Source organism: Methylocaldum sp. (assembly GCF_035627495.1).
GTDB lineage: Bacteria > Pseudomonadota > Gammaproteobacteria > Methylococcales > Methylococcaceae > Methylocaldum.
The window spans coordinates 1-1,073 of sequence record NZ_DASPLO010000060.1 but is presented as its reverse complement, the minus strand read 5'-3'; the positions used below and the strand labels follow the sequence as shown (position 1 = coordinate 1,073).

The following is a 1,073-nucleotide window of genomic DNA, read 5'->3' as shown; positions in this document are numbered from 1 at the left end:
CAGGCTTCGATCAACTCCCGTTTCGCTTCCGGGTCGTAGCAACGCCGCCCATCCCGCTTGCGTCCCATGACCAGCGGCCGCGACAACACTGAGCTTTTCTCTGTCATAGGTGTCCACCTGCTTATACGTGGACACCATCCTTACCTCTTTTCCGCCACCATTCCAGACGTCGTTAAAGGAGCGCTTACTTTCATTGATAGTTATCATTGCGCTTGGTTTCCGTTGCTCTACCCTCTTGTACGTATAGCCCTCGTTATGAAGAGGGTGAAGTGCGGCTTGTGCCACATTTCTCCAGGGTTGTGCCATGTTGGAAATGAGAAATGGAAACTACGAGGTGAAAGATGAAACGCATCATTATCGCTGTGTCCTTAGTGACGACGTTGGCTTTGACCGGCTTAGGCTTTGCTCAAATGGAGGCGAACTACGTCAAACACGTAAGAGAAGCACGCCAGCATGTAACCATCGCTGTGACGCAGGGCGAAAAGGGCGATGCGAAGGCACTGGTGCAACATGCTCAGACCGGCTTGGAGCACGTCAGAATGGCGCAAAAAGCAAAGTCTCTTCCAGATTTGGATAAAGCTGCCAAAAGTTTGGAAGACGCTATTAATCAAGGCCAGACAGGCGATGCCAATAAAGCGACCGAACAGGCCAAAGAATCGGTCGAATATCTTGACGCGGTATTAAGCGGTCTCGGTGGATAAACCGATAGCTAGCGGCGGGTCGTCACTAGGGCGTCGGCGGTAGAGGAACATAGTTAGGAGGAATGGGTCAGGCTTTCCTTATTTGCTTTTGCTCACGGGTTGGAATCGTAAGACGTAAAGCTTAACGACGACGGGATCTATAAGCTGTTTTTCCCAATCGACTGCAATGGTTGGGTCTTTGCAGTAATCGACCGGTAGTTCCTCGGCATGACTACTTGAAGCGAAAGCAAGCGTAAGCGCTCCTTTAACGACGTCTGGAATGGTGGCGGAAAAGAGGTAAGGATGGTGTCCACGTATAAGCAGGTGGACACCTATGACAGAGAAAAGCTCAGTGTTGTCGCGGCCGCTGGTCATGGGACGCAAGCGGGATGG

The 1,073-nt window shown here is 51.4% G+C and carries 2 protein-coding genes; one reads left to right on the top strand and one right to left on the bottom strand.

All coding sequences use genetic code 11. The features are described from left to right. Window positions 1-341 precede the first annotated feature (341 nt). The gene (smbP, locus tag VEB01_RS04975) at window positions 342-701 is read left to right on the top strand and encodes a small metal-binding protein SmbP (RefSeq protein WP_324873346.1); all 360 of its coding nucleotides are present in this window, start codon (window positions 342-344) and stop codon (window positions 699-701) included. Between the two features lie 78 nt (window positions 702-779). On the opposite strand, the gene VEB01_RS04970 is transcribed toward smbP, so the two are convergent. Next, the coding region (locus tag VEB01_RS04970) for a hypothetical protein (RefSeq protein ID WP_324873344.1) at window positions 780-1,073 on the bottom strand (294 nt) is incomplete at its 5' end.